Origin of the sequence: Actinophytocola sp., from assembly GCF_035942955.1 — a bacterium.
GTDB lineage: Bacteria > Actinomycetota > Actinomycetes > Mycobacteriales > Pseudonocardiaceae > DASYTH01.
Window position 1 is genome coordinate 21,622 of record NZ_DASZCQ010000204.1, and the last position, 22,332, is coordinate 43,953.

At 71.8% G+C, this 22,332-nt stretch carries 18 protein-coding genes; 10 read left to right on the forward strand and 8 right to left on the reverse strand.

Translation table 11 applies throughout. The features are described 5' to 3' along the window. Positions 1–11: 11 nt before the first annotated feature. A complete protein-coding gene (locus VGX25_RS20135; protein WP_326919383.1) occupies positions 12–329 on the forward strand; it encodes a type VII secretion target in 318 nt (105 codons plus the stop codon). After that, entirely contained in the window at positions 326–1,669 is a 1,344-nt protein-coding gene (locus tag VGX25_RS20140; RefSeq protein ID WP_326919384.1) for a transglycosylase SLT domain-containing protein, read from the forward strand. Before VGX25_RS20135 ends, VGX25_RS20140 begins: the two co-directional genes overlap by 4 nt. Here VGX25_RS20140 and VGX25_RS20145 read toward each other — a convergent pair. Beyond that, complete coding sequence (locus tag VGX25_RS20145) at positions 1,629–3,170, reverse strand: glycerol-3-phosphate dehydrogenase/oxidase (protein ID WP_326919385.1); 1,542 nt, start codon at positions 3,168–3,170, stop codon at positions 1,629–1,631. The two genes, VGX25_RS20140 and VGX25_RS20145, sit on opposite strands and share 41 nt — an antisense overlap. Further along, positions 3,167–3,763, reverse strand: a complete 597-nt coding sequence (locus VGX25_RS20150) for a TetR/AcrR family transcriptional regulator (protein WP_326919386.1) — start codon at positions 3,761–3,763, stop codon at positions 3,167–3,169. The genes VGX25_RS20145 and VGX25_RS20150 overlap by 4 nt, the downstream gene beginning before the upstream one ends. On the opposite strand from VGX25_RS20150, the gene VGX25_RS20155 reads away from it, so the two are divergent. Next, complete coding sequence (locus tag VGX25_RS20155) at positions 3,762–5,426, forward strand: FAD-binding oxidoreductase (RefSeq protein ID WP_326919387.1); 1,665 nt, start codon at positions 3,762–3,764, stop codon at positions 5,424–5,426. The genes VGX25_RS20150 and VGX25_RS20155 overlap by 2 nt on opposite strands. Positions 5,427–5,617: 191 nt before the next feature. Next, positions 5,618–7,750 carry a hypothetical protein gene (locus tag VGX25_RS20160; RefSeq protein WP_326919388.1) on the forward strand — a complete coding sequence of 711 codons (2,133 nt, stop codon included), beginning with the start codon at positions 5,618–5,620 and terminating at the stop codon, positions 7,748–7,750. A 6-nt stretch (positions 7,751–7,756) separates the two neighbouring features. Here VGX25_RS20160 and VGX25_RS20165 read toward each other — a convergent pair whose 3' ends face one another. The 5 genes from VGX25_RS20165 to VGX25_RS20185 form a co-directional block, all read right to left on the reverse strand. Then, on the reverse strand, positions 7,757–8,113 hold the full coding sequence (locus VGX25_RS20165; RefSeq protein ID WP_326919389.1) for a hypothetical protein: 357 nt from the start codon (positions 8,111–8,113) through the stop codon (positions 7,757–7,759). Then, complete coding sequence (locus VGX25_RS20170; RefSeq protein WP_326919390.1) at positions 8,110–8,517, reverse strand: gamma-glutamylcyclotransferase family protein; 408 nt, start codon at positions 8,515–8,517, stop codon at positions 8,110–8,112. Before VGX25_RS20170 ends, VGX25_RS20165 begins: the two co-directional genes overlap by 4 nt. Before the next feature lie 198 nt (positions 8,518–8,715). Continuing rightward, the gene (locus VGX25_RS20175; protein ID WP_414635885.1) at positions 8,716–10,017 is read right to left on the reverse strand and encodes a C39 family peptidase; all 1,302 of its coding nucleotides are present in this window, start codon (positions 10,015–10,017) and stop codon (positions 8,716–8,718) included. Between the two features lie 49 nt (positions 10,018–10,066). Beyond that, positions 10,067–10,666, reverse strand: a complete 600-nt coding sequence (locus VGX25_RS20180; protein ID WP_326919391.1) for a PadR family transcriptional regulator — start codon at positions 10,664–10,666, stop codon at positions 10,067–10,069. Between the two features lie 199 nt (positions 10,667–10,865). Next, positions 10,866–12,500: a long-chain fatty acid--CoA ligase gene (locus tag VGX25_RS20185; protein WP_326919392.1), complete on the reverse strand. Its 1,635-nt coding sequence runs from the start codon at positions 12,498–12,500 to the stop codon at positions 10,866–10,868. Positions 12,501–12,672: 172 nt separating this feature from the next. Here VGX25_RS20185 and mihF point away from each other — a divergent pair, with 172 nt between their 5' ends. From mihF to VGX25_RS20210, 5 genes are all read left to right on the forward strand, one after another. Beyond that, on the forward strand, positions 12,673–12,984 hold the full coding sequence (mihF, locus tag VGX25_RS20190) for an integration host factor, actinobacterial type (protein ID WP_326919393.1): 312 nt from the start codon (positions 12,673–12,675) through the stop codon (positions 12,982–12,984). Positions 12,985–13,440: 456 nt separating this feature from the next. Further along, a complete protein-coding gene (locus tag VGX25_RS20195; RefSeq protein WP_326919394.1) occupies positions 13,441–14,601 on the forward strand; it encodes an isochorismate synthase in 1,161 nt (386 codons plus the stop codon). 52 nt (positions 14,602–14,653) lie between these two features. Continuing rightward, a complete protein-coding gene (locus VGX25_RS20200) occupies positions 14,654–15,904 on the forward strand; it encodes an ABC transporter substrate-binding protein (protein ID WP_326919395.1) in 1,251 nt (416 codons plus the stop codon). An 8-nt stretch (positions 15,905–15,912) separates the two neighbouring features. Then, a complete protein-coding gene (locus VGX25_RS20205) occupies positions 15,913–17,577 on the forward strand; it encodes a hypothetical protein (protein WP_326919396.1) in 1,665 nt (554 codons plus the stop codon). Next, positions 17,574–19,838 (forward strand): hypothetical protein, encoded by a 2,265-nt coding sequence (locus VGX25_RS20210; RefSeq protein ID WP_326919397.1) that lies wholly within the window; start codon positions 17,574–17,576, stop codon positions 19,836–19,838. The genes VGX25_RS20205 and VGX25_RS20210 overlap by 4 nt, the downstream gene beginning before the upstream one ends. Positions 19,839–20,168: 330 nt before the next feature. Here the strand turns inward: VGX25_RS20210 and VGX25_RS20215 are convergent, their stop codons facing one another. Beyond that, positions 20,169–20,924, reverse strand: coding sequence for a 4'-phosphopantetheinyl transferase family protein (locus tag VGX25_RS20215; RefSeq protein WP_326919398.1), 756 nt, complete (start codon positions 20,922–20,924; stop codon positions 20,169–20,171). 47 nt (positions 20,925–20,971) lie between these two features. Here VGX25_RS20215 and VGX25_RS20220 point away from each other — a divergent pair, with 47 nt between their 5' ends. Beyond that, complete coding sequence (locus tag VGX25_RS20220) at positions 20,972–22,243, forward strand: hypothetical protein (protein WP_326919399.1); 1,272 nt, start codon at positions 20,972–20,974, stop codon at positions 22,241–22,243. The last annotated feature ends 89 nt before the right edge of the window (positions 22,244–22,332 follow it).

The following is a 22,332-nucleotide window of genomic DNA, read 5'->3' on the forward strand; positions in this document are numbered from 1 at the left end:
GGGCGGAACTCATGGGCGACGGCTTCGACGTCAACGTTGGTGAGGTGCGCGCGCACTGCCGCACCGTTTCGACGATCTCCAATCAGGTCAGCTCGGCCGTCGGCGCGGCCGGGGCCTCGGTGCACGGCGACGCGTACGGCACGATCGGGCAGTTTTTCGCGGCGGCGATGATGCTGGCCAGCGACCAGGCCAGGGAGGGAATCCTCAAGGCGGCCCAGTCGATCGCCGACATCCACACCGGCCTGACCGAGGTGGCCAACCTGTACCAGCAGGTCGACGAGACCCACGCGCAGCTGCTCAGCCTGACCGAGGGGGACGACCGGCGATGACGACGACCACGAGGCCCGCCACGCAGCAGACCCCCGAGCAGTCGGCCGCCAACCTGTTCAACGACGTCCGGAGCACCACGGACGCCATCGAGCGGGGCGACTGGCTGCAGGCCGGGATGGGCGCGACCAACGTCGCGATGGACATCATCAACCTTGGCGGGGATCCGCTCGGCGCCATCGGCAGCGCCGGGTTCGGCTTCCTCATCTCGCAGATCTCGTTCCTGCGCGAGCCGTTCGACGCGCTGCTCGGCGACGCGAACGCGATCATGAACAGCGCGCAGGGCTGGTCGAGGGCGAGCGAGCAGCTCACCTCGACGGCCAACCAGTACCGGGACGCGGCGCGGCGCGAGACGACCGGCTGGTGCGGCCGGGCGGCCGACGCCTACCGTAGGACCAGCGAGACCCAGGCGCGCAACCTGGAGAGCATGTCCAAGGTGTGCAAGGGAATCTCCGACGGGCTGGCCGGCGCCGGCAAGGCCCTCGCCGAGATTCGCAAGGCCGTGCTGGACATCATCAACCAGGCCTGTAAAAAGATCATCATGATCATGATCGAGGCGTTCGCCGCGGCCTGGGGATCGTTCGGGGCCAGCATCGCCAAGGGGATCGCGCACTCGGTGCAGACCGCGGTGTCCTCGGCGCAGAAGGCGTTGCAGAAGATCCAGAAGCTGGTCTCGACGCTGCAGAAGGTCATGCAGCTGATCCAGAAGATCATGCAGCTGGCCCAGGCGGTCAAGCAGCTGCTGGAGGCCATCGGCGCCAAGGCGGGCGGGCAGCAGCGGTATCAGCCGCAGCCGGTTGGCGACCCGGCGCCGCTCAACTACGGCGGCAACATCTCCGCCGGCACCGCCCCGAGCGGCTCGCCCGGCACAGTCACCCGCCAGCCCGTCGATCCCGGCGCCGCCTACACCTACGAGGGGTACACGCCGGGCTCGACTTCCCAGCTACCGCCCGGAGTTCCGTCCTGGGGCCCGAGCGGGCCGCCGCCCGGTCCGGGATACCAGGCGTCCAGAGTGGACCGGGCGCGGTGGATCGGGTCGGCCGTGCAGATCCTCATCGAGCACGGCGTCGACCCGTCGCGGATCGACGCCGAGCGCATCGCCCAGATCGTCGACCAGGGCTCCGGCGGCAACCCGCACGCGGTGAACCTGAACCACCCTGAGGCGCAGAACGGTTACCCGCCAAAGGGTCTGATGCAGCTCACCGACCCGGTGTTCCAGCGCCACCACCTGCCGGCCTACCCCAACATCTGGATGCCGGTGGACAACCTGGTCGCCGGCATCAGGTACCGGCTGGCCCAGATCAACCAAGACCTAGAAGGGATCTCCCGACAAGTCCGGTGACCGCGGCGCGGGCCGCCTCGAGCTCGGCCGGCACCAATCCGATCCGGCTGCGCCGGTGCAGCACGTCGTCGGCGTCCAGGGCGCCCTCGTGCCGGATCGCCCAGACGACCTCGGCGGCGGTCAGCTCCACCCCGGGCGCCACCGGTTCACCCAACGCGGGATCGACCTCGCCGAGAGCGCACACGCTCGGCGCCTCGGTCCCGTACTTCGCCACCAACCGCGCCGGTGCCTCCACTGTGGACAAACGGCTGCGCGGCGCCGCGCCGACGAGCGGGATCTCCTTGGTACGGCACGGCCCCGCGTGCAGGCCGGCCGCGGCGACCGCCGCGTCGACGGCATCCTGCGCCATCTTCCGGTACGTCGTCAGCTTGCCGCCCACCACGGTGATCACCCCGTCGGCCGCGGTGAGCACGGCGTGATGCCGGGACAGGTCGCCGCCGCGCGTGCCGAGACCAGGCAGCAGCGGCCGCAGCCCCGCGTAGCGGCCGAGCACGTCGGCCGGGCCCAACCTCCGCTGGAGCACCGAGGAGCCGATCTCCAGCAGGAAGTCCACATCGGACTGTGGAACCTCGGGCACGTCCGGGATCGGCCCGTCCACCGGCTCGTCGGTGAGCCCGAGATGCACCCGGCCGTCCCGTTGCGGCAGCAGCAGGGCGAACCGGCCGAACCGTCCCGGCACCGGGATGGTCAGCGCCACCGTGGTGACCCCGATCGAGGTGCCGTCCAGCACGAGGTGCGAGCCCCGGGATGGCCGCAGCCGCACCGAGTCCACCAGCTCGCCGGCCCACACGCCGGTCGCGTTGATGACGCCGCGGGCCCGCACCTGAAGGGTGCGCCCGGTCAACTCGTCCCGCACGTCCGCGCCGGTCCGGCGCACCGCGACCACCCTGGCCCGCGTGACGATCCGGGCGCCGAACCCGGCCGCGGTGCGGGCCAGCGCCACCACCAGCCGGGCGTCGTCGGTCAGCTGCCCGTCGAACGACAGCAGCCCACCGCGCAGCCCGGCGGCCCGCAGCCCCGGCGCGAGCGCGAGCGCCTCCGGCCCGGACACCCGCCGCGGCCGCGGCAGCAGGTTCGACGGCGTGCGGGCAAGCCGACGAAGCACATCCCCGGCGTACAGCCCGGCACGCCCGGCCGCCGCCACGGCCGGCGACACCTTCTCGTGCAGCGGCAACAACTGCGGCAGCGACCGGATCAGGTGCGGCGCCGTGGTGGTCATCAGCACCCCGCGCTCCACCGCGCTCTCGTGCGCCAGCCCGACGTCCCCCCTGGCCAGGTAGCGCAGTCCACCGTGGACCAACTTGCTCGACCACCGCGAGGTGCCGAACGCCAGGTCCCTGGCCTCCAGCAGCGCCACGCTCAACCCGCGCGACGCCGCGTCCAGCGCCACCCCGGCCCCGGTGACCCCACCGCCGATCACCAGCAGGTCCACCACCTCGCCCGCGGCAAGCGCGTCGAGATCGCGCGCCCGGCGCTCGGCATTCAGCGACGTCGGCTTCATGGTCGCAGCGCCCCCTCGACGAGACGGGTCAGCTCCCCGATGAGCGCGGCGCGGTCCACATCGGCCGTCGCCGGCCGCATGGAGAACACGAACGACTGCGCCACCAGGAAGATCGCCCTGGCCTGTGCGGCCGGGTCGGCGCGGCGCACCGAGCCGTCCTGGTGCCCGGCGATCAGCTGGGCCCGCAGGAACTCCTCGGCGATCCGCTGCACGCCGCCGATCCGCTCGACGAGGTAGGGCAGCATCAGCTCGGCGTCGCGATCCAGCACCGCCCGCAGCAGCGGGTCGACCACGAGCGCGCAGACGCTGTCCACCGTCGCCGCCACGACCCGCTGCCGCGCGCTGCCGCCCGAGGTGTCGTCGACCCTGGCGAGCAGCGCGCCGAACTCGCGGGTCATCAGCGCGGCGAGCAGGCTGCGGACGTCGGGGAAGTGCCGGTAGAGCGTCATCCGGCTGACCCCGGCGGCCCGCGCCACGCTGCTCAGCGTGGTCCGCCGGACGCCGGTGTCGAGCACGCAGGCCCGCGCGGCGTCGAGCAGCACGTCGTCGTCGACCCGGCTGGGTGACGCGACGGTGTGACGTTTGACCGCCATGTGTCACACTGTACAGGTGCATGAGCCCATCGACCCGCTCGACCATCTGGTCCGGTGCAGTTGGACACCGGCCGGGGCCGAGGACCCCCACCTGCCGGCGCACGCGATGCGGTGGCTGCGGGAAAGGACCGGCCTCGTGGAGCGGACCACGCCGGTCGCGCCCGACTCCGCGCTCACTGTCGCCGAGTCCGCCCTGCCGGCCGAGGCCCGCGCCGCACTGGAAGCCGGTGTGGGCAAGGAGAACGTGCTCATCGAGCGATCCGACCGGCTCGGCCGCGCCGGCGGAATGTCCTATCTGGACCTGATGCGCCACCGCGGCGCCGGCGAGCTGACCGTGCCGGACGCGGTGGTCGTGCCGGCCGATCCCGACGAGGTCCAACGCGTGGTGGAAACCTGTGCGGCGCACCGGATCGGCGTCGTCCCGTTCGGCGGTGGCACCTCCGTGGTCGGCGGCGTGCAGGCGCTGCGCGGCGCGACGGCCGCCGTCGTCGCCGTCGACCTGATGCGACTGGACAAGCTGGTCTCCGTCGATCCGGTGTCCCGCATCGCCGTGCTCCAGGCCGGCGTGGTCGGCCCCGACGCCGAGCGCCTGCTGCTCCCGCACGGCCTCACCCTCGGCCACGTGCCGCAGTCGTTCGAGCGCGCCACGATCGGCGGGTTCGCCGCCACCCGATCGTCCGGCCAGGCCTCGGCCGGCTACGGCCGGTTCGAGGACATGGTCGAGGGCGTCCGCCTCGCCACCCCGCGCGGCCACTGGCGCCTCGGCGTCGCCCCGGCCTCCGCCGCCGGCCCGGACCTGCGCCAGCTCGTCGTCGGCAGCGAGGGCGCCTTCGGCGTCATCACCGAGGTCGCCGTCCGCGTCCGCCCGATCCCCGCGGTGCACCGCTACGAAGGCTTCATCCTGGACGGCTGGGACCCCGCCACCACCGCCGTCCGTTCCCTTGCCCAGAGCCGAGTCCTGGCCGACATCACCCGCCTGTCCGACCCCACCGAGACCGACATGGCGCTCAACCTGACCGGCGGCTGGAAATCCGCCGCCCTGCGCCGCTACCTGAAGCTACGCGGCATATCCGAGCCCTGCCTGCTCGTCCTCGGCTGGGAAGCCGCCTCCCACTCCGACCTTTCGCTACGCCGCTCGGCAACCCTGCGCCCGCTCCGCGGCCTGCGCATGGTCCGCCTCGGCGCCGCCGCAGGCGAATCCTGGCGCCGTGGCCGCTTCGCCGGCCCCCGCCAGCGCGACGCCCTCCTCGACGCCGGCGTCTGCGTCGAAACCCTGGAAACCGCCACCTACTGGTCGAAGCTGCCCGCTCTGCGCACCGCCGTCCACACCGCGCTGTCCGACTCGCTCTCCTCCGCGATCATCGCGTGCCACGTCTCGCACGCCTACGAAACCGGTGCCTCCCTCTACTTCACCGTGATCGCTCCACGCTCCCCGGACGACCCCGTCGGCCAATGGCAACGCGCCAAGGCCGCCGCCTGCACCGCCATCTCCGGCGACCCCGCCGGTCCACTCGGGACGATCTCGCACCACCACGCCGTCGGGGTGGACCACGCCGCCTACCTCCCCGCCGAGATCGGCCAGGTGGGTCTGGAGGTGCTTGGCGCCGTCAAGGCGGCGCTCGACCCGGCCGGAATCATGAACCCGGGCAAGCTCCTGGGTTGACGTGGCCCGCCAGACCTGTCCGGACGGCTGTCCTTCCGTGCTGTCCCGGCGGCGCCACCCGAGCGGATGATCGGACAAGGGCACGAGGGTCGGGGGGCGGGATGCGGCACTTTGACGGTCGGAAGCCGGTTCGCGATGCCGGCGGCACGGCGCCGGTCCCCGGGCAGCCGGCGCGACCGAGGGAACGAAGGATGCTCGGCCTGCAGGCGACGGCGGGCAACCGCGCGACGGCCACCTTCATCCAGTGCGCACGGCCGGTCGTCGCTCGGGTGCCCGGTGCTACCGCCGTGCTGCACGAGCACCGGGGGCTGACCGCCGGTGCCGCCGAAACCACGGCGCTCGTGGAACGGCTCATCGGCGAGATGGGATGGCAGAAGACCAGCGCCTGGGCCTACCGGTTCATCAATGCCGACCCGGCAACGGACCTCAGGTACGGCGGGGACGCTGCCCTCGTCGCCCGGTGCCGCGACACCTTGCGGGCCGAGATCACCTCGCGGCAGCAGCGGGTGCAGTGGCTGACCGGTCACGTCACCGGCGACCTGAACATCGCCCCGGCCAGGGATGGAGCGTTCGATTCCGAGGCGGACAAGGAAACGCTGGATCTGCTCGACCAGAGCGAAGCGAAGCTCCGCGCGGAGCTGGCCCGGTACGGTCTCAAGGTCTCGGGCCGGGTGTTCAAGGACTACTCGATGACGGGTGGGCCGCTGCAACAGGGCATCCGCGACAACGCGCGCGACCTCGCGGCCAGGCGGGACACCGCCGACGGTCTCGGAAAGTCATTCACCGACGCGAAGCGGCAGTACGACCGGCTCCGGCAGCCCTCCGGCGAGACGCCCGACACGTCGGGAGTTCTGGCGCTGACCGAGGCCGCACGCCGGCCGTGGATGGATGCCGAGAAGGCCTATCGCGAGGCGTGCAACAAGGCGCAGGCCACGTATTCCGTGCTCGCCGCCTACACGTATGGGGACGACGCGGCGGACAAGCTGCGCGAGCTTGCCGCACGAAGCCCGTCGGACATGGCCGAGTCGCTGTACAAGACGATCGACGAGCGGCTGGAGAACATCAAGAAGGTACGCGCCGAGATCCGTGAGTCGGGTGGGCGGTACGACCCGTGGAAGCATCCCACTATCGTCAACCGCACCAAACCGAGGCTGGCGCTGGCGCCATGGGAGGCCCGAGTCGTCGACGAGCGGGCGATCGCGGCCCGCAAGGGGTCGGGCGACGACGACGCCATGATGTGGGCGGTCATCGCCATCGGGCTCGGGCTGCTCAGCGCGATCCCGACGGGCGGTTCCGGCCTGGTCGCCGGCGTCGCGGCCGGCGCCGCCGTGCTCAGCACGGCGTACAGCCTCACGACGCTGTACGAGCACTACAAGGACTACAGCCTGGCCAGCGCCGAGCATCTGTCCACCTTCGACCAGGCCGAGGCGATCTCGCAGGAGGCCCCGAGCCTGATGTGGCTGGCCTGGGATCTGCTCGACCTGGGAATGAACGTCTTCGGGGCGGCTAAGGCGTTCCAGGCGCTGCGCGGGGCGATGGCGGCCGCCGAGAAGGGCGGGCTCAAGGCGCTGCCGGAGCTCATCAAGGCCACCGATCAGGCCGGCCTCGGTGTCGCGGCGCGCAGCCGCGTGGTCGGCACCGTGCTCGCCAACTCCGGCCGGACGCTGCAAGAAATGCTGCAGGCCCTCCGCGACGGCCTGGCCGCGGCGAAGCCCGCTCCCGGTAAGGAGGCGCTGCTGGAGGCAATAAGGGTGGCCGCGGAAAAGCTGTCGAAGCGGCATATCGTCCGGATCGGCGGAAGCACCACGCGCGGTCCGGTCAATGGCATGGTGAAGGCGCTCGAGGAGAGCGGCAAGCTGCGCCCCGGCGATGATGCCCGCAACGTCGCGGTGCGACTGATCAAGGATTTCAACGCCGGCGGCCGGAAAACTGCCGGAATGTATGTGGAAGCCTACGATCTGATAATGCTACGCGACAATGAAAACTTGGTCGGCGCGCTGACCCATGAGATAGCGCATCGCGCGCAGGTCATCGAGAAGCGGTTCCAGGCACTGGGTACCCTGCGCACCGAGTTTCAGGCGCTTCACATGGAGCGAGAAATTCTGCAGATGCTGCCCGAGGATCTGGTGATCAGCGCCGATCAGAAATTGCTACGAATGTCGAGTGACGAGGCGATTGTCAACCGGATCATGGACGACTCGCACTACGCCGACCTCATCGCCAAGGAGAAGATCGCCAACCCCGGCATGGAGCTGCTGCCGGATTCGAAGCAGGACGCGGCTATGATCGAAAATTGGTTCCTCGCGGGTTCCGCGGCCAGGTAGCGGCGATCAGCGGACCCGACTCCGCACCACCCCCAGCCAGATGATCACCAGGCCGCCACCGAAGAACATCGGCCACGAGTAGAAGATCCGGTCGCCGATCGCCCGCTCACACATGTCCACGTAGGACACCATGGTCTCGCGGTCGGGCTGGTCGAGTCCCGCCGCGACCGATCCCGTCTCCACCCCACCGATGGTGTTGCCGCAACTCACACTGGCCGGCATGGCCGGGTCGGGACCCGCGACGTGCACCGGTATCAATGCCAGGATGAGCCCGACCAGCAGCGCGACCGTCGCCAGGACCACGATGAACCCACGCGGGGACAGCGTGATCTTGGCGAGCGGATCGGAGGCTTCCTCGATCATGCGCCAAGGGTGCCTCGCGGACCCCGGTCGTGACCAGCGCTCGGCCGAAGATGGGGCCACGGCTCGGTGAGCCGGCGCAGTCCGGCGAAACCCGCGATCCACACGTAGGTCCAGCAGTCGACGCCGTCGGAAAGGGTGACCCGGACCCGGCGGTACTCCACACCCTCGTATTCGTCCATCGCGGACAGCGCGGCATCGCTGGGCGCGCGCAGCTCCACGACCCAGCCGCGCACCACCGGGCCCGAGCCGGAGTCCAGCCGCAGCGCCGGGTAGCCGCGGCCGGTGTCGTAGAGGACACCGGGCAGTGACGCCGGCCGCGGGCTGCCCGACACGAACGGCTCGAGCAGCCGCCAGTGGGTGGCGCCGGGCTGGAGCGTGCCGTAGACGAACAGCCGGTCGCTCATCCCATCACCTCGCAAGCTCGGTGATGGCGACCCTGCCGCCTCGTTCCTCGGCGACAGGGCAGTGCCTATGGTTCGCTCCGCAAGCTCCGCTCACCCCATCACCTCGCAAGCTCGGTGATGGCGACCCTGCCGCCTCGTTCCTCGGCGACAGGACGGTGCCTATGGTTCGCTCCGCAAGCTCCGCTCACTCGATCCAGGTTACGGGCCGGGGTGGCCCACCGGCTTGATGATGTACGCGATGCCGCCCGAGCCGCTGGCGACCTTGCCGCTGGCCGTGTACCGCTTGGTGCGCAACCAGATCGTCTCGAACTGATCCCGGCGGTACACGTTGCGCACCTCCTCGTTGCTGCTCGACGCGGGGTCGTTGGCGATCACGTCACCGTTCTCGGTGAAGCCGACGATCACCATCAGGTGGCCCGCAGTGCCGTAACCGGCGCCGTCCAGCTCGTCCTCGCGGAACGACTGCGAGGTGATCACCGGGATGCCGGCCAGGATGTAGCGCTCGAGCTCGGCGAGCGAGTGCAGCCGGGTCACGTGGCCGGACAGGCCGAAGCTCGCCGCGTAGGCGGTGTTGAACGGCCAGTTGCCGGTGCCGTCGTAGTCGCGGTCGTAGGTGAACCGCGCGGCGTGGTCGACCGACGGGTCCGCAATGGACGGATCCACCCAGGACAGGTCCTCGGAGCTCGGCCGCCGGCCCCAGTACTCCACGACCATCTCGGTCGACGTCGGGCTGCACCACGCCTCGCCGCCCCCGCCGTACTGCGGGTACTCACCAATGTGGACGTTCTGCGAGTAGCGCGGCACCGGCAGCTCGCGGCCCCACGCGCCGGCCGGCGGTGAGATCGGCACCGTGAACCGGTCCGGGATCGCCGACGCCATGGCGCCGACCATGGTCAGCGTCGGGGTGACCCGGCTGCCCGCCTCCCGGTAGAGCGTGACGCGCAACCGGTAGGACCGCAGCGTCACGCCGCTGGCCGCCACGAACGTGTCGACGTCGACGAAGCCGGACGCGTCGGACTGGTCGGGCACGCTGGTGCGCAGGATGTCGGTGTCGCCGAACGCCCACCGGCCCATGACGTACCAGGACGTGGTGGCCCCGGCCGCGGTCCGGCCCTGCATCTCGACCTGCAGCCAGGTGCCGGCCGGCGTGCTGGCGTTCCAGGACGCGACGAGCTGGGTGGCGTCGAAGCCCTGCCGGTACATCGGCGAGGTCCACCGGGCGTAGTCGTACCGCCGGGTGGTGCCAAGACCCGGCTCGGTGTGCTCGATCGTGCCGACGGGCCAACCGATCCGCACCCCGCCGCGGGCGGCCGGGAGCAGGCCCTCGGACTGGCCGGTGAGGAAGTCGAGCCGGGACCGCCACTGGTGGAAGTCGACCGGCGCGCTGTCGGTGGCCGGGTCGGCCGCGGCCCCGGCCGGCAGCGACACGGCCATGGCGGCCCCGGCGAGTCCGGCGAGGAGCAGGTGGGCAAGGCGAGACCGGAACGGATGGGCGCTCATGGTGGTGATTTTCGCGCTCAACGAAGATCCTGTAAATAGTTCGCCTGACCTACTTCTCGTCCTGCTTGTCCGCCTCCAGCTCGGCCAGGAAGTCCGCCCAGAACTGCTCGACCGTGCGCTCGTAGCGCAGGCCCAGCTCCAGGGTCTTGACCTGCCACTCGTCGGCGACGTCGACGATGCGCTCGTGCTGCTTGAGGTAGCCGTCGGCCCTGGCGCGATGCGACTCGTACCGGTCGCGGGCCAGCTGGATCAGGTCCTCCCGCTCGCCGAAGGCCGCGAAGAACAGCTTCAGCAGGCCGAGATCGCGCACCTCGGTCTGCTCGCGCGTCGGGGTGGCCAGCCAGTCGCGCAGGGCCTTGCGGCCGGCCCGGGTGATCGAGTAGGTGCGCTTGCGCCGGCCGCCCTGCTCGACGCTCTCGGTCACCAGGCCGTCGGCCACCAGCCGCATCGGCTCGTCGTACAGCTGGGAGTGTGCGAACGCCCAGAAGTTGCCGATGGTGTAGGCGATCCGCTGCTTGAGGTCGTAGCTGGTGGCCGGGCCGTGGCACAGCATGCCCAGCACGACGTACGACGTCGCGTTGAGCTTGCGCGTGCGGTCGCCGGCGCGCGCGGGCACCGGGGCCACGGACTCGGCTGGCAGGCGGGTCACCTCCCTCGGGTGATCGGCCCGAAGATACATACCAACCGGGAGGTTAGCCGCGTGACGGCGGATCAACCCGGCCATTGGACGTCATCGGACGGCCCGGCCCACCGTGACCCCGCGACGAGCCGGCCGCCGTCGTCCGCAATGCCCACCATATCCGCCCCGCACACCACAATTCGGCGATCCGCGGGCAACGGGCGGGATTTCAGCTCAAGTGGTGAATGTCCAGCTTCCCCTCGGCATGGGCGGCGCGCAGGCGCTTCTTGTCGAACTTGCCGACGCTGGTCTTGGGGACCTCCTCGACGAACGCCCAGTGCTCCGGCAGCTGCCACTTGGCCACCTTGTCGGCCAGGAAGGCGCGCAGCTCCTCCGGATCGGCGGTGTGGCCCTCCCGCAGGACGACGGCCACCAGCGGGCGCTCGTCCCACTTCTCGTCCGGGACGCCGATCACCGCGGCCTCGGCCACGGCGGGGTGCGCCATCACGGCGTTCTCGAGGTCGACCGAGGAGATCCACTCACCGCCGGACTTGATGATGTCCTTGGCCCGGTCGGTCAGGCGCAGGAAGCCGTCCGGGGTGATGGTGCCGACGTCGCCGGTGCGCAGCCAGCCGGAGTCGAACTTCTCGGACCCCTCGTCACCCTCCGACATCCGGTAGTACGACTCGGTCACCCAGGGACCGGCCACCTCGAGCTCGCCGACGCTCTCGCCGTCCCACGGGACCTCCTTGCCGTCGTCGTCGACGAGGCGGGCGCGCACCGACGCCGGGAAGCGGCCCTGCAGGATGCGGTACTCCCAGGCCCGCTCCGGAGGCAGCCCGGCCGGCGGACGGGACACGCAGCCCAGCGGCGACGTCTCGGTCATCCCCCAGGCGTGCACGAGCGTCACGCCCAACTCGTCGAACGCCCGCATCAGCGCCGGCGGGCAGGCCGAGCCGCCGACGATCACCTCACGCAGCGGGGCCAGGTCCTGCGGGTGCTCCTTGAGGTGGGCGAGCAGGCCCTGCCAGATCGTCGGCACCGCCCCGCCCATCGTCGGCTTCTCCGCGGCGATCAGCCTGGCCAGCGGCTCGGGCTGGAGGAACCGGTCCGGCATGATCAGCGAGGCGCCGACCATCAGCGCCGCGTACGGCAGGCCCCAGGACATCGCGTGGAACTGCGGCACAATCACCAGCGCGCGGTCGGCCTGGGACAGCGCCTGCGAGTCGGTCATGCACACCTGCATGGAGTGCAGCCAGATCGAGCGGTGCGAGTAGACCACGCCCTTGGGGTTGCCGGTGGTGCCGGACGTGTAGCACATCGCCGCGGCCGAGCGCTCGTCCACGTCGGGCCACGGGAACTCCTCCGGCTGACCGGCCAGCAGGTCGGCATACGAGTGGACCTGGACGCCGTCCGGGGCCTGCAGCGCGCTGGTGTCACCGTTGACCACGATCACGTGCCGCACCGTCCGGAACGTCGGCAGCACCTTGGCCAGCAGCGGCACCACCGTGGCGTCGACCAGGATCACGTGGTCCTCGGCGTGGTTGGCGACGTAGGTCAGCTGATCGGGGAACAGGCGCAGGTTGAGCGTGTGCAGCACCGCGCCCATGGCGGGCACGGCGAGGTAGGCCACGAAGTGCTCGGTGTTGTTCCACATGAACGTGGCCACCCGCTGGTCGCCGGTGACCCCGAGACCGCGCAGGGCATGCGCAAGCCGAGCCGCCTCCCGACCCACCTCGGCATAGCTCGACCTGCGGGAACCTTCGCCGGTCCAGGTGACGATCTCGCTGCCGGCGTGCACCCGGCAGCCGTGTCGCACGAGGTTGGCAATGGACAGTTGACCGTCCTGCATCGTGCTGCGCATGGTCACCAACCCTATGCGGCACGCGGGCCCCGCGGCATGGTCGTCACGCACAGTTGTGCCTGGTCCCCGTTGGGTGGGAGCGCGGCGACGTTTGCGCGTGTCGCGCGGTGCATCCGCGCGGGTTGTCGTTTACTGGTCGGAGGCACTACCTCTGACTAGGAAGGATCATCAGGTGGCTCTGCCCACGTTGACTCCCGAGCAGCGCGCTGAGGCGTTGGCGAAGGCGGCCGAGGCGCGCAAGGCGCGGTCCGAGCTGCTGGCGTCGATCAAGTCCGGTAAGCAGTCCATCGCGTCGGTGCTGAAGCGGGCCAAGGATGACCAGACCGTCGGCAAGACCAAGGTGGCGGCTCTGCTCAAGGCGGTCCCGGGCATTGGCGCGGTGAAGGCGGCCGCCCTGCTCGAGCAGGCCGGCATCGACCCCAACAAGCGTGTCGCGGGTCTGGGGGAACGGCAGCGCGCGGCGCTGATCGACGCGTTGAACTGAAAGGTGGGTCCCCGGGGGGAGGGGGCGCAGCGCTTCGGGTTGGTGGTCGGGTTGGCGGCCGGCGGCTGGTGTCGCGGGGCTTGGTTTGGCGGTCGGGTTGGGTTGGTGGCCGCCGGTTGGTACCGCGGGGCGTGACGCGGTGGTCGGGTTGGCTTGGTGGCCGCCGGTGGTGTCGCGGGGTTTGACGTGGTGGTTGGGTGGCGTCGACGGCTGCCGGTTGGTGTCGCGGGGCTTGGCTTGGCGGTCGAGTTGGGTTCGTGCCGCCGGTTGGTGCCGCGGGGCGTGACTTGGCGGTCGGGTTGGATTGGCGGCTGCGGTTTCATGCGATGAAGGGGGCTTTCGGCACGCTCGGCGTGAGGGAGGCTCCCTTCATCGCATTTTGCTTCCAGTTGAACGTGTTCAATGACACACCGGGGGCGTCGGGCCATTGGGACGCTCGGTCGTCATGATGGGGTGGTGAGTCCCGCTTACGGTGGATTGGATGCTGACCCGATCGGGTTGGTGGAGGACTACCGGCCGGGCTCCTTCTTTCTGGCTACGCCGCAGCGGTCGTTGCTGGCCACCGGGGTGTTGGACACCGTCGACGAGCGGGATCCCGATGAGCTGTCGACGGTGGTGACCAAGCTGCTGGCCGACTCCGACGCGCCGCTGGCGGTCGGGGCGTTGCCGTTCGACTCGGCGGCTGCTCCGCATGTCGTGGTGCCCGAGGCGGTGGCGTGGGGTGGGCCGCCGCGGGCCGCTCGGGTGGGCGAGCGGGCCACGGTGGCGTCGGGTTGCCGCGTCGAGCCGGTGCCGGAGCCCGGGGAGTTCGAGCGGTGCGTCGGCCGGGCGGTGGCGGCGCTCGGCGGGGAGCTGCGCAAGGTGGTGCTGGCCAGGGCGTTGCGGTTGACGTTCGACGCGCCGGTGGAGATTCGGGGGTTGCTGGGGAACCTGGTTCGGGACAACGCGGCGGGCTACACGTACGCGGTGGATCTGCCGTCCAGCGGGGCGCGGCGGACGTTGGTGGGGGCCAGCCCGGAGCTGCTGGTGCGGCGGCGGGGGGTGCGGGTGGGAGCCAACCCGATCGCCGGGACGCTGCCGCGGTGTGCCGATCCGGCCGACGATCGGCGCAACGCGGAGGCGCTGCTGGCGTCGGCGAAGGATCAGGACGAGCACTCCGTCGTGGTGGAGGCGGTGGTGGAGGCGCTGCGGCCGTACTGCAGGCGGCTGAGCGTGGCGCCCGAGCCGTCGCTGGTCGCAACGCCGGCGGTGTGGCATCTGTCCACGCGGGTGACCGGGCAGCTGATCGACCCGGGGGTGTCGGCGCTGCGGTTGGCGTGCGCGCTGCACCCGACGCCTGCGGTGTGTGGCACGCCGTCCGACCTGGCGCGGCGCACGATCGCCGAGCTGGAGCCGTTCGATCGGGGGTTCTACGCCGGGGCGGTCGGCTGGTGCGACGCCAGCGGTGACGGGCAGTGGGCGGTCGCGATCCGGTGTGCGGAGGTGAGCGGCGCGTCGTTGCGGCTGTTCTCCGGGGCCGGGATCATGCCGGCCTCCCAACCCCACCTGGAGCTGGCCGAGACGTCCGCCAAGTTCCAGACGCTGCTCCGGGCGATGGGTCTCGACCTTCGCGTGTAAGTGAGCCGTTTGCCACACTGGGGGATGTTTGCCTCACATAAGGTGAGGGGTCATGGCGGGAGTTCGTCGGCGAACGGTGCTGCGGGCCGGCGGGCTGTCCGCGCTTGGGGCCGCCGCCGGATGCGCCGGCGTGGCGCGCACGGTGGGGCTGGTGAACCCGGTCCGGATCGCGGTGAGCTGGTCGGCGACCGAGCTCGCGGCGTTCCGCGCGGTGCTGCGCGGGCAGGGCATCGACAACTACGAGCTGATCCCGCTCGGCGACGACATCGACGCCGCGCTCGGCGCGCGGACCGCGGGGCGACCGGACGTGGTGGCGCTGCCCCGCGGCGGCCTGGTCCGGGACAACGTGAAACGCCTCGAGCCCGTGCTCGGGGTCGAGAACCACCCCGCCTACACCGAGATCTGGCGCCGGAGCCTGCCGGGGGGTGGCTACGCGCTGCCGTTCAAGCTCGCGCACAAGTCGGTGGTGTGGTACCGGAAAACGCTGTTCGCCGAGCACGGGCTGCGTCCCCCGGACACCTGGGAGGAGTGGCTCGCGCTCAATGAGTCGATCATCGCCAGCCCGGCGGCCGGCGCGCCGCTGGCGCTCGGCGGCGCGGACGGGTGGATGCTGTCCGGGATCTTCGAGAACGTGCTGCTGCGCAACTTCGCCGGCCTGTACGACGCGCTGACCCAGCGCGGGCACCGGCCGGGGCTGTGGGACAGTCCCGACATGCGGGCCGCGTTCGAGATGGTCGGCGAGCTGTGCGGCCGGCCGGGAGCGTTCGCCGGTGGGCTGCGCGGCGGGCTGGTGCAGCAGTTCCCCGAGGCCGTGCTCGAGGTTTTCGTCTACCACCGGGCGGCCATGGTGGTGGCGCCCGACTTCACCGAGTCGGTGATCCGGCACTTCGGGGTGCCGGACGGCGAGGTCGGCACGTTCACCTTCCCGTCGAAGTCGGGCACCGGCCCGCTGGTGTTCGGCGGCGACCTGCTCGTGCTCACCCACCCGGCCACCGAGGAGGCGCGCCGGCTGGTCGACCGGCTCGGCCGGCCGGAGGCGCCGGTGCCCTGGATCCGCGACACCGGCGGGTTCATCGCCGGCCACCCGGGCACCGGCGCGTACAGCCCGATCCTGGGCCGGCTGGCCGCCGAGCTGCGTGGCGGCGACGTCCGGTTCGACCTGACCGACGAGCTGGGTGTGGTCGGCGGCGGCCTGGACCGGGTGCTGGTGGACTTCCTGCGCGAGCTGGGCGACGGTGCCCCGCGCGCGGACGCGGCGCACGCGGCGTGCGCCGCCATGGTCAACGTCGACGAATCCGGGTGAGCTGAGCCATGTATGTCGAGACCCGGCCGGACCTGCGGTTGGAGGTCGCCGGCAGGGAGCTGTCGGCCGGCCGGGCCGGCGAGCCGGAGTCGGCCGGGTGGCACCGGGGGTACTACCTGCTCGGCGTGCTGGCCGCCGTCCTGCTGGTGTTCCTGATGGTTCCCATGGTCTGGACCGTGGTCCGGGCGTTCGGCGGGGACGGCGCGGTGCTCGGCAACTTCGGCGCCGTGCTCACCGATCCGGGCACCATGGCCGCGGGTCTGCGCAGCCTGGTGTGGGTGGTCATCGCGTTGCTGCTGGTCGCGCTGGGCTACGGCATCGCGCGGCTCAGCCGGCTGGTGCACGGCCTGTGGCGGGTGCTGCTGTACGTGCTGATCCTGCCGTTCGGGGTGTCCGCGCTGGCGTCCGGCGCGGTGTTTCGGATGATCTTCGACCCGGTGCCCGAGCGCGGCATGGCCAGCGCGCTGTTCGGCGGTGGGATCGTCTGGCTGGGGCCGGAGCTGATCTGGCTGGTGCTGGCGTCGGCGTTCGCCTGGACCTGGCTGGGGTTCATCGTGGTGCTGTTCCGCGCCGGCCTGGACGCCGACCCCGGGCACCGCCGGGCCGGGCCGGTCACCACGATCGTCGTGCTCACCGTGCTGGTGGCCGCGATCCGGGTGTTCGACCTGGTGCTCATCGCCGCGCCGGCGTCGGTGCGCGACGACGTGGACGTGGTCGGGCTGCGCTGGTGGCGGATGGTCTCCGAGTCCACACGGGACGGTGAGCCGGCGGCGCTGGCCGTGGTGCTGTTCCTGGCCGTGGCGGCGATCGCGCTGTTCGGTGTGCGGGCGGGACCGAGCCGGCCCGAACGGTCCACTTCGGATCGGGAGCCGGCACAGGACCCGCATCGCGGGTGGAGCTGGGTGATCGGAATCGGGGTCGGGGTGCTGTGGTTGCTGCCGGCCGTGATCCTGGTGGCGACGGCGCTGCACGAGCCGGCGGCCGCGGGCTCGGCCGGCTGGTGGCGGCCGGCCGGGCTGGGCCTCGGGTCGTTCGCGGCGGTCGCCGACGCCGGGTTGGGCTCGGCGCTGATCGGCAACGTGCTGCTGGTGGCGCTGACCATCGCGCTGGTGGTGGCGGCCGCCGTGCCCGCGGCGTACCTGCTGGTCTGGGGTCGCCTGCCGGCCTGGCTGTCCCGCGGCCTGACCATGCTGCTGGTCGTGCTCGCCGTGGCGCCGGTGCAGATGTACGCCGGGCCGCTCGGCGAGGCGTTCACCTCGCTGGGGTTGACCGGAAGCCGGACCCCGCTGGTGCTGGTGCACGCCGCCGCCGGGCTGCCGTTCGCGATCCTGGTCCTGCGCACCGCTTTCGACGCCGCGCCGGTGGCCAACGTGCGCGACGGGCGGCCCCTGCTGGACACGGTGTGGCGGCGGGGCAGGTACCGGCCGGCGCTGATCGCCGTGGTCGTGCTCGAGCTCATCCTGGTGTGGAACGACTTCATCGTCGGGTTCCTGATCGGCGGGCCGGGGCAGACGCCGTTCACGTTGCTGCTGTGGGGCGAGGCGCGCCAGTTCGGCACCTCGGCCGGCACCGTGGCCGCGCTGTCGGTCGTGTCGGCGGTGGTTCCGGTCGCGGTGCTGCTGGCCACCTGGCCCCGCGTGGTCGCCGGGCTGACCGGAGGCGTCCTGCGGTGAGTTCCGACAAGAGCTTCCTCAACCGGATAGCGGGCTGGCTCATCGCGGCGCTCGGTGTCATCCTGCTGAACCTCAGCTTCGAGTTGCTCGGCGACCGGGTCAACGACACGGCGATCGGCCGGCTGGTGGGCTACATCCTGTTCGTCGCCGTGGTCGCCGGCCTGCCGCTTGGCCTGGTTGCTCTGGCCGTGCACTACCTCTGGGGCCGCAAGCTGTTGGGCCGCAAGGCAAAGCCGCCCGAGCGGGAACCCGTCAAGCGGCGCGAGCCGCCGGCCTGGCAGCGGCCGAAGCCGCTCCAGCACCGGAAGTCCGAAGTAGACAATGCGGTGCGGTTGCTGCTCGACAACGGGTTCGTCGCGGTCATCGGAGCGCGCGACGTCGGAACCTCGGCCGTGGCGGCGAGCGTGGTGCAGCGGCTGCTCGACGAGCGCCGGGCCGGCCGGGCCACCCGGATCGACATGCGCAGCCGGTCCAGCCGGCGGCCCGACACCGCTCGGGACGCCGCCGGTCGCGTGCTGTCCACGTTCGGGCTCGACGAGCCGGCGGACGGCTCGCCGGAGCGGCTGGCCGACGCCAGCGAGCGCCTCGAGCGGGCGTTGCGGTCGTCCCACGACGTCCTGCTGCTCGACAACGTCTCCGCACCGGAGGAGGTCGAGTGGCTGACCGACCGGTGGCCGGTGGCCGGGCGGCCGTGGCTGGTGATCGCGGGTGAGTCGGCGGTGCGGCCGGCCGTGCACCGCAGCGTGGAGGTCCTCGGCGAGCTGAGCCGGCACGGGCTCAGGGCCATCTGGGAGGCGGAGGTCGGGCCGGCCGGCACGCCGTGGTGGCGGCGCCTGCGGGAGCTGCTTGCCGGCCGCGGCCGGGCCGGCCGGCTGGACCCGCTGCTCGACGTCTGCGGCGGGCTGCCCGGAGTGCTCATGGCATTCGTCCGGGAGATGATGCGCCCGGGCAGCACGCTCACCGTCGAGGCCCTGCGCAGCGGCGGGGTGTGGACGGTCTACCTCAACCACGTCCGGGCCGGCCTGTCGGCGGATGCGGTGTGGCTGCTGCACGCGCTCGCCGAGCTGCCGGTCACCGCGCTGTCCGCAGGCGAGATCGCGGCACTGCTGGAGACCACCGGTGATCCGCTCGAGGAGCTGCGGATCCGCAACCTGGTGCGGGAGACCGACGACGGCCGGTACCGGCTGCCCATCGAGCTGCGTGAGGTGCTCACCACCCCGAGGTCCGACCGCCGCAGGTACGCCCACGAGGCCGTGCCCGCGCTGGTCCGCCACCATGCCCGGGAGACCGCGCTCTGGTTGCCCCGGCTCGGCACCACGCCCGTCGCGGTCGAGTGGTTCCACGACGCCGAGCTGTCGCTGCGGCCCCTGTTCACCACGGACGGCTATCCGGACGACGATCTGGTCAAGCAGGTGATCGACGACCTGGCCGCAATCGCGGACGCCCTCGAGGCGTGGTACGTGCGCGAGCAGCAGTCCGGCGGGCTGTTCACGGTCAGCCAGGCGCTGCGCGACCTTGCCGAGCGGGCCGGCCGCACGGATCTGGCCGGGCTGGCGGCCGTGCGGATGGCGGCCGCGAGCCGCATCGCCGCGGCACTGGACGAGGCCGGCCAGCGGCTCGACGCGGCCGCCCGGTACGTCGACCGGTTGCCTGCGGAGGCGGCCGCCGGGCTGCGCGTCCGGATCCGGATCGAGCGGGCACTGCTGGCCCTCGCCGGACCGGGCCGGGCGGACCCGGACCGGCTCGCGGCGGCCGAACGGGAGCTGGATCGGGTCGCCGACGCGCAGAGCGGCCACCCTGAGCTGACCATCGTACGGCTCAACCTGGGTGCGCTGTGCCTCGGCCGGCAACGGTGGCGGGAGGCGCTCGAGCACCTCGACCGGGCCAGGGGGCTGGCCGCCGAGCAACGCGACACCGGATGCGAGGCGCATGCCGTGGAACTGCAGGGCGTGGCACTGGCCGCCGGTGACCTGCCGGAAGCGGTGCACCGGTGGCTGCGTGCCAAGGAGTGGTACGAGCGCACCGGCGACGAGCAGGGAGAGGCGCGCTGCCTGCAGCACCTCGGATCGGCGGCGCTGACCGACGCCACCGCCGCCGGGCAGATCCGCGACGGCCGGCCGGCCGCACTCACCCCGCCCGAGGCCGCGCGTGTCGCGCTATCCTTGCTGGAGAAGGCAAAGTCCCTGCGCGCCGGTCAACCCGACACCAGCCTGGTCGACCACTACCTGAGCGTCGCCCGCCAGCGGCTGGGGAAGTCCTAGCGCGAGCTTCGAAGGTGCGCCGAGGTCAAATCCGCTGAGGTCAAACCGCGCTGAGATCAACTGCGCTGGGGTCAAACCGCGCAGGCCAAACTGCGCTGAGGTCAAACTGCGCCGGGGTCGGCAAATCTTTGGCGAGGGCGGCCGCCACACGACGACCAGGGCAGGGCGAGGAACGAGCCCTGCCCGCAGGCGCCGTCAGCCAACCACCCACGACACCCAACCACCCACCCCGGCCCGCAACCACCCAAGCAACCCAACCCCAGGCCGGCGCCGAAGGCGCCCGGCGGCCTTGCCCGAGCTAACAAGCACAGCCCGAGCTAACAAGCACTACTAGGCGAGCTTGGCGACCAGAGGGTCGGCGTCGTGCTCGGAAACCCAGCCGGTTGCCGGGAAATCGGGGCCGGCGATCACGGCGACGCAGGCGCGGTAGCCGGAACCGGCGTCCAGCTGGGCCATCCGCATCCGGTTGGCGTCCACTTCGGACGCTTGGGAGTCGACGACCCGAGGCTCGGTGTCCCATGGCGTGACGGTGATCCTGGTCATCGGGATGGCCAGGCCCCGGCCGGTGGCCTTGAGGATGGCCTCCTTGCGGGCCCAGTAGGTGAAGAACGCGGCGTCCTTGTCGGGCGGCGCCACCGCGGCGAAGCTGTCCAGCTCGCCCGCCGACAGCGTCAGCCGGACCAGGTCGTCCACCGACACGTCGCGCTCCTGCTCGACGTCAACGCCGACCGGCAGCCCGTCGGTGATGGCCACCGCGACCAGGTCGCCGGAGTGCGAGATCGACAGCTCGGGCAGCGCCCGGCCGGGCGGGTGGCCCTGCGGGGCGACGACCCGCGGCTTGCCGTGCGTGCGGCCGCAGTCCGGGCAGGTGCTGTCCAGGTTCACCCGCCCCGGCTCGATGCCGAGCGCGTCGGCGGCCAGCGCCTTGGCGACCACCCGCGCGGTGAGGAACCGGACCTGGTCGACCGCAAGCCGGTAGGCCGCGTGCCGCTCCCGTTCCACGGTGTCCAGCAGGCCGAGCAGTCGGGGCGTCTCGATCGACGGCCGGGCCCACCAGACCCGGCACCGGATGCTCGACGTGGTCACTCTGCTAGTCCTACCTCATACTGGCTGCCACCGATCAAGGAGGGGACGTGGCCAGGTTCGACGGCGGGCGGGTGGCGCCGCTGGAATGGGTCGGCGTGGCGGCCGGCGCGCTGGCGCTTGTGGACGGATTCCTGTCCTGGCGGCACGTGAAGGGCAGCCCGGAGGTGGTCGACCTGCTCCGCACGCTTGGCGTGAAGACCTGGTACACGGCGTGGGGCAGCGGGGTCACCGGCTGGCTTCCGGTGCTGCTGCTCGCCGGGGCGGGCGCGCTGATCCTGGCGCCCGGGTTCGGGTTGCGGGTGCGCGGTGTCCCGGTCCTGTGGCTGGCCATGGCGGCCGCGGCGCTGGTGCTCATCCTGATCCGCTGGGCGACGCTGCCCACCCCGGACGCGGCCCTGCTGCGGGCGCGCAACCACTGGATCGTCGACCGCGGCGACGGGCGGCCGTCGGTGAACCTGGTGGTGCTCAGCTTCGTGCATCCGGTGAAGCTGCTGAACCTGACCACGGACTCGACCACGCTCAACGGGATCCCGCGCGGGTTCACGCCGGAGCTGGTCGGCTACTTCACCGCCCGCGGGATCAGAGTGCAGCTGTCGATCGGCGGGATCACCTACGTGGACCCGTGGAACCAGGCGCTGGCGGCGAACGCGGCGCAGCTCGGCCGCAACGCCGCCGACGTGGCGCGCCGGCTCGGGGTGGGGATCGAGATCGACTACGAGGAGAACTCCGGGCCGAACCTGGCCGGGCTGCAGGCGTTCATCGACGCCTACCGGGCGGTGCTGCCGTACGACGCGTCCGGCGCGAACCCGGCGGCGCGGCTGACGATCGACGTGGCGGCCGGCGACCGGTGGCTCATCGACCTCAACCGCAAGGCCACCGCGGACTGGTTGCGGCCCGACGCGCCGGTGCTGGACTACGCCAACGCGATGGTGCCGGCGCGGCAGCCGTCGACGTCCGGCGCGATCGCCAACTGGCAGGAGCACATCGACGGCAAGCCGCAGTACTCGCCGCCGGTTCCGCCGCTGGCGCCGGCGAAGTTCACCGGCGGCCTGTACATCGCCGAGGGCGGCAAGGTTCGGCCGGAGTGCAACGACTTCGCCGCCTCGCTGCAGAACAGCACCGGGAGCTGGCTGCAGAACGCGGCGCCCAACGGCGCGGGCAGCACGGCCGGCCTGCTCGGTTACATGTTCTGGGCGGCCGAGCGGCCGTCGACCCGAGGCGTGACCACCACCCCGCCGAACACCTGCGAGGGCGGCGTCGGCGCGGGCGCGACGGCGTACGCGATCCCGGTCCCGATGCCCGCGTTGCGACAGAGCTGAGCCCGGCAAATGCCCGAAGATCGGACCTGACGTCCGGGCCCGGTCCGGCCGTACGATGAGCCGCCCTTGTCGTTCGCCGACATGGAGGT